Source organism: Nodularia sp. UHCC 0506 (assembly GCF_034931045.1).
Classification (GTDB): Bacteria; Cyanobacteriota; Cyanobacteriia; order Cyanobacteriales; family Nostocaceae; genus Nodularia.
In genome coordinates, this window is record NZ_JAYGHH010000028.1 from 34,598 (window position 1) to 47,607 (window position 13,010).

General features: G+C 39.5%; 8 protein-coding genes. 5 read left to right on the forward strand and 3 right to left on the reverse strand.

Going from position 1 to position 13,010, the window contains the following annotated elements; all coding sequences use genetic code 11:
• Nucleotides 1–17: 17 nt before the first annotated feature.
• Entirely contained in the window at nucleotides 18–770 is a 753-nt protein-coding gene (locus VB654_RS15725) for a DUF429 domain-containing protein (RefSeq protein WP_323214715.1), read from the forward strand.
• A 65-nt stretch (nucleotides 771–835) separates the two neighbouring features.
• Here VB654_RS15725 and glgP read toward each other — a convergent pair whose 3' ends face one another.
• On the reverse strand, nucleotides 836–3,400 hold the full coding sequence (gene glgP / locus VB654_RS15730) for an alpha-glucan family phosphorylase (protein WP_323214716.1): 2,565 nt from the start codon (nucleotides 3,398–3,400) through the stop codon (nucleotides 836–838).
• Nucleotides 3,401–4,711: 1,311 nt separating this feature from the next.
• Between glgP and VB654_RS15735 the strand changes: the two genes are divergently transcribed.
• From VB654_RS15735 to VB654_RS15750, 4 genes are all read left to right on the forward strand, one after another.
• The gene (locus VB654_RS15735) at nucleotides 4,712–4,840 is read left to right on the forward strand and encodes a hypothetical protein (RefSeq protein ID WP_017804434.1); all 129 of its coding nucleotides are present in this window, start codon (nucleotides 4,712–4,714) and stop codon (nucleotides 4,838–4,840) included.
• Between the two features lie 642 nt (nucleotides 4,841–5,482).
• A complete protein-coding gene (locus tag VB654_RS15740) occupies nucleotides 5,483–6,172 on the forward strand; it encodes an acyltransferase (RefSeq protein WP_323214717.1) in 690 nt (229 codons plus the stop codon).
• A 398-nt stretch (nucleotides 6,173–6,570) separates the two neighbouring features.
• Nucleotides 6,571–6,687, forward strand: a complete 117-nt coding sequence (locus VB654_RS15745) for a photosystem II reaction center protein I (RefSeq protein WP_280652617.1) — start codon at nucleotides 6,571–6,573, stop codon at nucleotides 6,685–6,687.
• 163 nt (nucleotides 6,688–6,850) lie between these two features.
• Nucleotides 6,851–9,352: a DUF3769 domain-containing protein gene (locus VB654_RS15750; RefSeq protein WP_323214718.1), complete on the forward strand. Its 2,502-nt coding sequence runs from the start codon at nucleotides 6,851–6,853 to the stop codon at nucleotides 9,350–9,352.
• 113 nt (nucleotides 9,353–9,465) lie between these two features.
• Here VB654_RS15750 and VB654_RS15755 read toward each other — a convergent pair whose 3' ends face one another.
• Both VB654_RS15755 and VB654_RS15760 read right to left on the reverse strand, forming a co-directional pair.
• Nucleotides 9,466–10,953 (reverse strand): ATP-binding protein, encoded by a 1,488-nt coding sequence (locus VB654_RS15755; RefSeq protein ID WP_323214719.1) that lies wholly within the window; start codon nucleotides 10,951–10,953, stop codon nucleotides 9,466–9,468.
• A 10-nt stretch (nucleotides 10,954–10,963) separates the two neighbouring features.
• Nucleotides 10,964–12,874, reverse strand: coding sequence for a PAS domain S-box protein (locus VB654_RS15760; protein ID WP_323214720.1), 1,911 nt, complete (start codon nucleotides 12,872–12,874; stop codon nucleotides 10,964–10,966).
• Nucleotides 12,875–13,010: the final 136 nt, after the last annotated feature.

Below are 13,010 nucleotides of genomic sequence, written 5' to 3' on the forward strand. Positions count from 1 at the left end.
GAATTACCCTAAAAAAAATGAAATTTATCGGCGTTGATTTAGGCTGGAAATCGCAACCAAGCGGCTTATGCTGTTTAGAATTAATAGCAGGGGAACTGCAAATAATAGATTTAGACCGCATAGAATTAATTGTAGATATTCTTGCTTGGATAGATAAAACTGTAGAACCAAAAGAAGCAGCCATAATTGGAGTAGATGCGCCCACCTTGATCCCCAACGCTATTGGTAGTCGTCTCCCCGATAAACTGACACACAAATACTTTGGCAAATATCACGCTGGCTGCTATCCAGCTAATCAAAAATTACCCTTTGCAGAACGCACCATTAACTTTGGTTTAGCACTAGAATCCCGTGGATTTGATCATGCACCCACCATTGATCCCCAAAAACTTGGCAGATATCAAATCGAAGTGTTTCCCCATCCAGCAATAGTTAATTTATTCAACTTAGAACGCATCCTGAAATATAAAAAAGGACGCATCAATGAGCGTCGCTTAGAATTAATTAAACTAAAAAATTATATTCTTGATATTCTTCCCACCCTGACTCCTTCTCTGTGTACTCTGCGCCTCTGTGGTTCCTTTAATTCCGAAATCCCCACCACAGGCGCAGGACTCAAAGCAGCCGAAGACAAACTAGATAGCTTAATTTGTGCGTATGTAGCAGCCAACTGGTGGTATTGGGGAGAACAACGTAACCTAGTGCTAGGCGATCGCACCACAGGCTACATCGTCATCCCCGAAAAAATAGGGCTAGAAATTAGAAGCTAGGGAAGTAGAGAAATTCCTTTCCTACTCCCCCCACTCAGCACTCAGCACTCAGCACTCAGCACTTTCTATTCCGCCCAAGCAATCAATCTTGGCTCATAAGGACTAGCTAAGTGTTGGTGGTGGGGTAAAACACGCAAAGACAATCCTTGTAAACCAGAGGCAGTATAGGTAATATTACCAGTGTAAACACTCAAGTTTTGTGAATCTTGTCCTTGGTAATCCATGACTACAGGCACAGCATTGGCAATATCACCATTGGCATCAATAGTACCTTGGTATAACTCCACTCGGACATCATCATTAGTCAAAGTGGCTAAATCAACCTTGGCTTTGACAGCGACGGTTTGGTTCACCTCAATATCCGTACCTGTGGATACATCAATATCTTTGATTTTGATGTTAAACCACTGTTCGCTGAGTTTGGCTTTCCAACTAGCTAATTCCTTAGCTGGAGCGTAATTATCAGCCGTGAGAATATGATAGCGATCGCTGGCCGGAAAATAAGCCCGTTGAGCATATTCTCCCACCATGCGGGCTGTATTAAAGAAAGGACAATTCAAGCGAATTGCATCTTTCATTTTCTCAATCCACGACCGGGGTAAGCCATCAACATCCTGATGCTCATAAAACAGAGGTACAACTTCCTTCTCTAACAATTCGTAGAGAGCGTTGGCTTCTACCTCATCTTGGTAATTAGGATCATCGTAATTTTCACCATGTCCAATTGACCAACCAGTGCGGACATAATCAGCTTCATCCCACCAGCCATCCAGAACACTTAAATTCAGCAATCCATTCATTGCGGCTTTCATCCCGCTAGTACCGGAAGCTTCCCGTGGACGACGGGGTGTGTTTAACCAGACATCACAACCAGCTACCATCAACCGAGCAATGTGAATGTCGTAATTAGGCACAAACACTACTTGTTTTTCCAAGTTTTGTTCACGGATAAAGTGATTGATGTCGCGGATCAGTTCTTTTCCTGGGATATCTTTGGGGTGAGCCTTACCAGCGATCACAAACTGCACCTTGCGGTTTTTGTTGCTCAACAAAATCTGCTTAATCCTATTCAAATCACGCATCCAGAGAGTAGCGCGTTTGTAGGTAGCAAAACGTCGAGCAAAGCCGATGGTTAAAACGTTGGGATCGAGAACTTCTTGGGCTTGGTCAATTTCCGAAGCTGAAGCACCGCGATCGCGTAAATGCTTGACCAAGTGTTCTCTAACATATACAATCATGTCTAAACGACAGCGTTCGTGATTGCGCCACAATTCTTCATCGGGGATCGTATCAATCCGATCCCATAACGGACTATCTGGTGCTGCTGATGACCAGTTTGGCCCTAAGTAGCGATCGTACAACTCTTGAGTTGATTTAGCCACACAACTGCGAGCATGAACACCATTGGTAATTGCGGCAATCGGTACTTCTTCCACTGGTACCTTTTTCCACAAACCCTGAAACATCTGGCGTGATACCACACCGTGTAACTGTGCCACACCGTTAGAAAATGTTGCCATCTTCAACGCCAACACCGCCATACTAAAAGGTGCAGATAAATCACCTGTATTTTCGCGCCCCAGCCCTAAAAATTGCTCTTTAGGCAAGCCAAAGATTTCCGCATAGTACCCCAGGTAATACAAAACCTTGTCAGGAGAGAACAAGTCAATTCCTGCTGGTACTGGTGTATGAGTAGTAAAGATATTGCTAGAAGCTACCACCTGTCTAGCTTGGTCATAACTCAATCCAGCTTCTTGAATCAAGATGCGGATACGCTCTAAAGCCGAGAATGCAGCATGACCTTCATTCATGTGGTACGCAGTCACATCATAACCCAATGCTTTCAACATCTGCACACCACCGATCCCCAGCATAATTTCCTGGTGAATCCGCATATCGATGTCGCCACCATACAGCTGATCTGTGATGTCGTGGTCGTAAGGGTTATTGGGTTCAATATTGGTGTCTAGCATATACAGTGGCACCATTCCCACTTGTACGCGCCAAACTCTGGCATAAACCTTGCGTCCTGGATAATCTACCGCAATCCGCAATTCAGAACCATCAGGATTACGCTCCAGATGCAAGGGCATATTATAGAAATCGTTCATGGGGTAGCGTTCTTGCTGCCAGCCATCTGCATTCAGGTATTGAGCAAAGTACCCTTGCTGATACAATAAGCCCACACCAACCAGAGGTAAACCCAAGTCACTAGCAGATTTGAGGTGATCCCCCGCTAAAACACCCAAACCACCAGAATAAACTGGTAAACAATCTACAAGTCCGAATTCAGCCGAAAAATAGGCGTAGCATTCTTTTGGCTTTTGACTGCGTTGTTTCTGATACCAAGTACGCTCGTGTAAATAGTCTTCTAACTGGCGAGCCGCCCGATCCATTTGTGCTAGGAAGCCTTCATCCTCAACAACTTCCAAGAGTCGCCCTTGACTGATTGTACCCAGCATCAATACGGGGTTGTGGCGACTAGATTCCCATAAATCTGTGTCTAAACGACGAAATAAATCCTTACTCTCAACGTTCCAATCCCAGTGCAAGTTATATGCTAGTTTTCGCAGAGGTTCGAGTCGCGAGGGTAAGGAAGGGGAAACGTTAAATGTGCGAATTGGCTGCATAGGTTGGTAAAACTCCAAGTTATATTTTGGCTATTGTTTACGTATGTATTACTGTCTCTACCCAATGTGGCCAATTCTTTTTACTGTGTTTGTAAAATTGCAATGACTTTGTTCAGCATTGAGAGTTATTCTTTCCGTCGCTGATAAAGTTTACACTAAGGGCATTTTTAAGTCTATGGATTGCCCTTAACCATGTACTTAGTATATTAAAAATTAATTATTCTATGTCAGCGAATACTTCCGGCAAATTTTAACTTTTTTTAAATTATTTCCGATTACCAGTAATTTTTGCTACAGTATTCAAGTAAGTATGTAGATAATCGCAGTGTTTATCCCCTTCTAGTACAGCACAGCGTAAATAAACAGACTATTCCAAATCAATGAAAAACTTATAGAATAAGCTCTTTGACTTTTGATTTTCGTCCTCCGGCACTAGGCTCTCGAATAAAAAGTACAAGGAAAGAAGTGAGTTTGCAAGAGGCGATCGCGGGATAAAAAAATTAAATCAATCAGTATCAATCGTATCTATATTTAAAATATTTTGGAGATATACTCACATTTAAGGAGTTTTTAGCTATAAATACGGCACATTCATTCCATATTTAACATTCATGTGATTGTTTTTACTTAGAAGTTCCTTTATGGACTATCTCCAAACGCACAAACAGAAAAATTTGGTGCTACCTCAAATCTTCTATCTATGAGAAGAGAAATCAGTTTTACTAGTATAAAATTAACAGTTGTAACAAATTGCAAACAGATAATCAATGTATCTAAATATCAAAAATTATAGCTGTTTTCAATTAACAGATAAGAGGCAATTTTTAGTTATTTGATGATTTTCCCAGAAACAGAGGCAATTTCGACACTGAAAATTTTACACAAGCGCTATCTTTCCTGGCATAGTCAATTAAAATCTCAATCTTTAAGCAAATTTACTACCTTAATTATGCTTTCGGTAAAATAGCTAACTCCAGTTATAATTTATGCACATTCTCTTAAAGGTATAATTTTTTTGATGTGTAGTAATTCCTTTGTAATATATATAGTTCACCTGATTAAATGCAACAGATAAAGCTTAAAAGATGTATTTTTTTGCCTAAGTATAAAATACTTATTGGTGATGAATACGTAAACAATAATGTTGTTTTAATTTTCAATTAACCTGCATTACTCAAAGTGATTAAAACTTTTTTTTAAAAAGAGATTCAATTTTAGAAAATGTGCTAACGTTGAAAATAACTATCACAAAAAAATATTAATGTAATTAGCGTTGTGATTTGGTTTGCCTATAACTCATCGGTGTGTAACATGATTAGCGCTGCATACTCTAGAAATTCGTTGCAAGAAAGTCGTCATCGCAATCGTGGAAGCGCTTATTTGTTTGCACCGATGCTGAATTTTAATGTGATGGCTGAAGTTGGTGATACTCCACCCTAAGTTTGATTTCCTCGTATAACAACACTAATGATGCGAATTACATTTTACTGTGTGGAGAAAATTATCTGTAAATTTTAAGATAACCCAGTAAACCTCAAAATGTAATTTTTCGCCAAAAGCTTTTTGAACCTCGTCGCTGACAGAAACACCCTTGAAGGCAAAAACTACATAACAGTAGTATGTCTATTTATTCAAATCCGCCAAAAAAGTAGAATTGGCATATTTAATCACACTCAATTACCTAATTGATTACTCTGATATTTAGCGCTATAAAGCATTGAGTAACACTTGTAAGCATCAGCCCAGCAAATAGGTTATTTTGCTGAAACTGATCTAAAAAACCTGCCAAAAATTGGAATTAGTCATCGCAATTTATCTGCTGTATGTACAATTCCATCACTGTTATCCATGTCCTTTAACTCATCCACATTAAAATTAGCTCATTTAGGAATGAGTCAAATGAAGGAATTAGTTTTTTGTTTAAACAGAAAACTCAAGAAATAATTGATTTTTTTTGGGATACATAGAAATTAAGTTCATGAATTTCATATATCAGTATAAGTGCTACTGCCAGAAGACAGGATAACTTCTCTGTCAGCCTTCAATAGTTTGAATAACACTCAATATCAAAGATATTTAATCATGAATAACCAGCGATACTCCTCAAAATGGCAACGATTACAAGAATTATTAATTACTACTTTATTGGGAGATATTCCTACTATTGCTCTTGGGCCAAAATTACGAAATTTGGTCTATCGTCAAATTTTTTCTCGGATAGGTAAACCAGTTTATATTCAAAACGGCGTGGAATTTCTGGGAACTTCCTTTATTGAGATGGGTGATGAGGTCTATATTTTTAAAGGTGTACGCATAGATGCAAAAGGACACCCAAATAATAAAATTTATTTAGGCAATGGCGTGGCACTTGAGCGCTACGTTGATATTGGGTGTTTAGATAACACTTGCATATCCATTGATGATGAAACTTTTATCGCTCCTGATGTTTGTATTGCTGGGCCTGGAAACATCAAAATTGGTAAGCATTGCATGATAGCATCCCATTCGGGAATATACGCCAATAGCCACAAATTTGCAGACCCAACAACACCCATGAGATACCAAGGCGTAACTCGTAAGGGAATCGTGATTGAAGATGACTGTTGGCTAGGGCATGGGGTAACGGTGTTAGATGGCGTTACTATCGGTAAAGGCAGCGTTATTGGCGCTGGAACAGTTGTGAATAAAGATATTCCCCCCTATTCTGTGGCAGTAGGTACGCCTGTACGAGTAATTAAAAGCCGAGTCAGCAAAGATTTAGTGGCTTCTTGATTACTCGCCACCTTAGAAGTGTGAAAATTCTTAGGCTAAAAACGCTTTAAACCCAAATTTCTGGTAAGCACCGAGTAAGATTGACTATGACACCACATTTGAAACCCTTACCGGAAAATGACCGAAAATCCAGAGGAGCGAGGAATGAAATGGGTTGCGGTTTTGCAAACAGAGATGGCAGACTGTAGAGAACAAAAAATAGCCAACTTTATCGCCACACCTGGAAACCTCTACTATCAGTAAACGTCTTCAGAGTAACGAGCGAAAAATAGCTGAGGGGCATTAACCAGAGTCATCTCAAAAAGGGACGAGATTTCGGTAATATAAGGTAGTTATCTTTTCTGTACAACAGATACTGAGAGAGAAACTTTTTTCTCACACCCTTTGGAGATATTTGTATGGTGACTTTAAAAATCGCTGTTTATATTGTTGTTGCCTTCTTTGTGGCTATTTTTGTCTTTGGATTTTTGTCGAACGATCCAGCTCGTAACCCCGGACGGCGGGATTCAGAGTAGGATTACCACAAATTATCCACAACTGCCGGAAGACGGAAAATACTAACTCTCCTTCTCTTGGCAGCTTGCTATATTTAGGCAAAAAGCAAAAGTCGGAAGGAAAAAGGTGTAATTTACCCTTCCGGCTATTAATTGGCTATTTGTTAGCTTGATTTGCCCAGATATGCTCCATTCAGTTCCGCCATCTGCAACCCTTCCCATTGTTGAACCAGTACCATTAGCAAATTCTATTTCCTATGCTAGTGATACTCAGTTTCCATCGATTGTCACCAATCAGACTGCTACCCCAGAACACAAAGAAGAATCCCCAACGCCACAGAAAATTTCCCAAATCGCCGATGAGGGAGATTCTGAAGCAGCTTTGCTTTGGCCAAATCTTCTCAATGCCAATAAAAATAATTTATCTGCTAAAACTCTAGCTACACCCAATACACGAGAAAATTTCCCGCCAGAATTTTCTCCCTCTACCCTTTCTCCTTTAACGGCTTCTAAAAGTGCTGCCAATTTGGGTAAACCCCAGACAGTTGGTTATTCAAAACAGCAGTTTGGTGCGCCCAGCACTAGACCAAAGGTACAAGTCATAGCGGAAATAGCAACTCCACAACAGCAGGAAAGTAGTATTCCTGTACAACAATTTCCCGATAGTGTAAATATTGCTGTTGACGAACCCAATGATGTACCGAGTTCTCAATCAATACAAAATACTTTAGAGTTTAAGTCTCGAAACCCTAGCAACGAAAGCTCCACGCCGTCAACTGTAGAATTTAAGTCACCAACTCCCCCAGAGCAACAGCCTACATCTACGCCGCCAGGGAGACAGAGAACTGTAGAGGTGATCTCAGATCGACAAGAATATGATGAACAACGGCGAATTATCACCGCCGAAGGTAATGTAGTAGTGCGATTTGATGGGGCTGTGGTGGATGCCGATCGCTTGCAAGTAAATTTAGATAATTTAATCGCTGTGGGGTCAGGTAATGTGGCCTTAACACGAGGTGAGCAAGTATTACGGGGAGAACGCTTTAGCTATAATTTCATTCAAGATAATGGAGAAATAGAAAACGGTATTGGGGAAATCTTCGTACCTTCAGCCCAACAAGATTTGGCGGTTTCATCCACTGATGACACAACAGGAGAACTCCAGCGTCCTCTAAGCGATCGCGTCAGAAGAAATCAGCCTCTTTCTGGTATCAGTAGCCCAGGCGGTATTGACTTTACATTAGGTGGTACACAAGCAACTAATCTCCCCGCGCCAGCAGCCGGGGGTAGAGTCAGACGACTGCGGTTTCAAGCTAAACGCATTGAGTTTTATCCACGCGGTTGGCAAGCAGAGGATGTGCGGATTACTAACGACCCATTTTCTCCCCCAGAATTAGAGTTGCGGGCATCTCAAGTTACTTCGATACAAGAGTCCCCTTTAGTAGAAACTATCACGACTAGCGGACAGCGTTTAGTCTTTGACCAAAAAGTTTCTTTACCAATTCCCGTAGATAGACAAACCATTGACCGTTTTGAACGAGATGCTTCCCCATTTATAGTTTCCCCCGGCTTTGATGGGACTAGGCGTGGTGGTTTGTTTGTGGAACGGGGCTTCAACCCAGTGGATAATGAGCAGACACGCTGGCGAATCACGCCCCAATTTTTTGTGCAAAAAGCTTTTGAAGAAGGCACTGGTGATTTAGCTGCGTTATTTGGTGTCAAGACGAGTTTAAATACCGTTTTAAGCCCACAGACGAGAATTGAAGGTACTGGTGAATTAACTAGTTTTGATTTAAACCAAGTCGAAGACAATTTGCGGGCGAGTGTAAGAATGCGCCAAGAATTAGGCGATATTAATCCCCACATATTAAATTTAGAATATAGTTACCGCGATCGCTTATATAACGGTACTCTCGGTTTTCAAACTGTTCAGAGTAGTATTGGTGCTTTAATTAGCTCTCCGGTGATTCCTTTAGGTAATAGTGGTATTAATCTCAACTATCAAGCAGGCGTACAATATATTAATGCCAACACGGATCGCCTAGACTTACTAGAAGCAGATCGAACAAATGATCGAATTTCTCTCGGTCGCTTACAAGGTAGTGCCAGCCTCAGTAAAGGCTTTTTACTATGGCAGGGTAAACCATTACCACCAACCGCCAGTGAAGGATTAAAATACACACCAAACCCTGTAGTTCCTTATTTACAAACAGTTGCCAGTGTCACAGGAACTAGTAGTTATTACACTAATAACGAAAATCAAAGTACCCTAACTGGTGCAGTTGGTTTAATAGGACAATTTGGTAACTTTTCTCGCCCTTATTTAGACTATACCGCTTTTAATTTAACTTATTCTCAGGGTTTCAATAGCGGATTATCACCCTTTTTGTTTGACCGATCAGTTGATAACAAAGTGCTAAATGCGGGAATATCACAGCAAATTTATGGGCCATTTCGTTTAGGCTTTCAAACAGCAATTAACCTGGACACTGGTAGAGAAACTAGCACAGACTATATTTTAGAATATAGCCGTCGTACCTATGGAATTACTTTGCGTTATAATCCAGTGCTGGAATTAGGCGGTTTCAGCATCCGCATTAGCGACTTTAATTGGACTGGTGGCACAAATCCATTTTCTGGTAGCGAAGTGAAGCCTATTGTAGATGGTGTACGACAAGAAAATTAACTGGAAACTGCTAAGAAGCAGGGGGTAGGGTGCAGAGGGAAAGAAACCTACTCATAACTTTCTTCGCTCATAACTTTCCCCACTCAGCACTCAGCACTCAGCACTTTCCCCACTCACAGAGGCAAAGTTACTCTGAATGTTGTACCGAAACCAACTTGACTGGTGACACTGATTTCACCCTGGTGAGCTTCAACGCACCTTTTAACGATTACTAAACCAAGTCCTGTACCCTGTATTGATTCGACATTGGAAGCACGATAAAATGACTCAAATAGTCGCTTTTGATCTGCTTCAGGAATGCCAATTCCTTGATCTTGAATCTGCAATATGGCTACTTTTTTTATGACATCACAGGTTAAATCAACTTGAATATTTTTATCTTTAGGAGAATACTTAACTGCATTAGATACTAAATTTATCAATATGTAATGTAAGAGTTTTTCATCTATCAAAGCATCTGTGCGTTCGCTATGACAGGTAAATATAATTTTATTTTCATCATTAGTAATCAGAGAAAATTCTGCAATAAATTCCTTACATACTTGCTCTAAGTTGATTAAATGGGGATGGCACTCCAGTTTTCCCACATCTGACCTACCCATGAATAGTAAATCTTCCATTAATTGTTTCATAGATTCTACTGCAACTTTAATTCGTTGTATGTAGGTGCTTCTTTTAGCTGGTGTTAAACTATCTCCCTTGATTTCTATGAGTTCTACTGCTGTTTGAATGACAGTTAGGGGGTTACGAAAATCATGAGAAACTGTAGAGATAAATAAGGACTTAAGATTGTTGAGTTCACGCTCTTGATTCAATGCTTTTTCTAGCAATTCTGTTTGACGACGCTCACTGAGATCCCAGAAAACAATCACTACACCATCGATATTATCGGGTCGTCGCATAATAGGTGAAGCACTATCTCCAATGGGAATTTTCTGGCCATTTCTGGTAATTAGAGAGGTAAATTCACTTAAATAAACGACTTTTTTTTCTCGCAGCACTTTTAATACTGGGTTTTCTAGTGCAGTATCTGTAATTTCATCAACAATATTAAAAATTTTTGATATATCTTTTCCTTGGACATCTGCTTGCTTCCAACCAGTGAGTAACTCAGCCGCCGGATTCATAAAGGTCACTTTTGCCTGCTCGTCGGTAGCAATGACAGCATCACTCATTGAGTTTAACAGCGTGGCTAATTTGTCTCTACTTTCCCGTAAATCTTGTTCGAGTTGGTGTTTTAATAACCCAATTTCAACAGCTATTCTTAAATCTTTTGAAGTAAATGGTTTAACTACATATCCAAAGGGTTGAGTGAGTTTAGCACGTTGTAAAGTTTTGTCGTCGCCATAAGCAGTGAGGAAAACCACGGGAATATCTAACTGCTCACGAATACTAGCAGCAGCTGTAATCCCATCCATATTACCTTTAAGAATAATATCCATTAAAACCAGTTGTGGCTTAGTCTCTAATGCCTTGGCGATCGCAACTTCTCCTGAAGAGGCTTTGCCTGTAACTATATACCCTAATTGATTCAGTTGATTGGCAATGGTTCTGGCTACAATAACTTCATCTTCAACGACTAAAATCTTCACGTGATCCATTGGAAATTTATTAATGCAAATTTAAATAGGGAAACTGAATTTTGAATACTGTCCCATGATGATTTTCTACTGTCATGCTACCTTCTATTTGTTCTGTCACTAAGTCATAAACTAATGAAAGTCCTAAAGAGTCAGTATTACTCCAATCTAAATTGTGTGGTAAACCAACGCCATTATCTTGAATTACCATTTCAATTTTGTCACCAATGTTATGTAAATCAATAGTAATTGTACCTGTTTTTTGTTGAGGGAAAGCGTGTTTGATGGAATTCGATAATAATTCATTAATCACTAGCCCACAGGCAATAGCTTGATCAACATTTAAATCAATTTCATCTATATTAGTTTCTATTGAAATTGTGCCTGGTTGTATCTGATAAGAGATAAGAATGCTAGTGACTAGATTCTCTATATAGTCAACCACATCTAGTTTGCCGATATTAGGAGAAATGTATAAGTTTTTGTGAATCAGCGAAATGGAATCGATGCGATTTTGGCTATCTTGAAAAACTCTGATAATTTCCGGATCTTTGAGTGTTTGAGACTGGAGTTGTAAGAGACTCGATACAATTTGTAAGTTATTTTTAACTCGATGGTGAATTTCTTTTAATAGAACTTCTTTTTCTAGTAATGCAGTTCTTAAGTTAATTTCAGCTTTTTGCCTCTCAGCCAATTCATTCTGAGCTTGTTGGAATATGGTCGATTGTTGGATTGCGATCGCAATCTGTACTGTCAGTTGATCCAGCAGATCCAGTTGATTATCTTCCCAATTGCGGCTACTAGAGCATTGATGCGCCACCAATAAACCCCACAAATATGATCCAGTATTTTCTTCATCTATTTTGAGCAGAATCGGTACCACTAAATTAGCTTGAACTTCAAACTGTTCTAACAAATGCAAATGACAAGCACTCAATCCAGCATCATAAATATTAGCGATCGCGCGTTTGCGTCCTTGGCGATACTCCACACCTCCACCTGTTTGAAAACACGTATCTTCAATTTTTACCCCTAAAGCCACTGTCCATCCTGCTCCCACCGATTCAGCCATAATTGTGCCGCTCATATCTGGGGCAAACTGATAGACTATAACTCGATCCACCTTGAGTAAATTCCGCACTTCTTCAACGGTAGTATTAAGAATTTCTTGCAGGTTTAAAGATTGCCGAATTCGTTGAGCTACAGTTCGCATCAATTGTTCTCGTTCAGCCTGCTTACGTTTTGTAATGTCCGAAAATACAGCTAATATTGCCGATTCTCCATTAAAAGTTAAATACTGAAGTGAAGCGATCGCCCAAAAATAACTGCCGTCTGCTTTCTTAAGTCGCAATTCATAATTTTGCACTGATTCATCTTGGGTAAGTGCTGCTAAAATCGCTGTTCTCTCCGCCGGATCATAGTATAAATCTGATGCTGGGCGATTGATTAAATCCTCTGCCGAACAACAAAATGTTTGCAGTAATTCTGGATTAGCATATAAAATTGACCCATCAGATGAACGAGAAATAATTAATGGTACAGGAATGGCTTGATAAATTGCTTGAAATCTAGCCTCATTTTCCTGAAGTTTTTTCTCGATTTCTTTCCGTGCTGTTATATCTCGAATATCTACAAGATGAGCATCATATTCACCATATTTTATAGGGTGTGTCACAGTCTCAACATGAATGATATTGCCATTTTTGTGACGATGTTTCCATTGACCAGATAAATTGCCAGAATTTTTTTCTGCTAAGTATTTTTGTAAACAGACAATCTCTTCTAGAAGATAAACATCAGTTATTTGCATTTGCAAAAACTCTTCACGAGAGTAACCATATTGAATAATAGCAGCTTCATTTACATCTAAAAACTGACCATTTATTTGGTCATATAGCCATACACTGTGAGGATAATTAGCGAAAATTGAACTAAAATTCATACAGTCCTCTTTAAGTATTTCTTCCCAATCTAGGAAATTATGTCATCATCCAATTCATATTTTTTCCCACTTAGACTCATTTATTTAAGTATTTGTTTAAAGGTAAATTCAAGTTTAGTTGTAACGAAGGTATTCT